Annotated in this window: 1 protein-coding gene; it reads left to right on the top strand. The window is 76.3% G+C overall.

Features of this window, described 5'->3' with window-relative positions; genetic code table 11:
• A partial coding sequence (locus ACFHW0_RS31940; protein WP_416613345.1) for a hypothetical protein occupies positions 1–274 on the top strand: 274 nt, incomplete at both ends.

The following is a 274-nucleotide window of genomic DNA, read 5'->3' on the forward strand; positions in this document are numbered from 1 at the left end:
GCCGTCCGGTACGCCGACGGAATCACCGCGCTGCGCGCGGCGGGCGTCGACACGTTCCTGGAGATCGGCCCGCAGAGCGTACTGACCGCGATGGCGGCGGACATCCTGCCCGGCGACGACGGCGTACTGGCCGTCGCCGGGCAGCGCAAGGACCGGCCCGAGGCGCACGGGCTGCTGGCCGGGCTGGCCGAGCTGCACGTGCACGGGGTGGCCGTCGACTGGCGGCCGTGGTTCGCCGACACCGGCGCCCGGCGGGTGGACCTGCCCACGTACG

Origin of the sequence: Micromonospora sp. LOL_025, assembly GCF_048060285.1 — a bacterium.
Lineage (GTDB): Bacteria > Actinomycetota > Actinomycetes > Mycobacteriales > Micromonosporaceae > Micromonospora.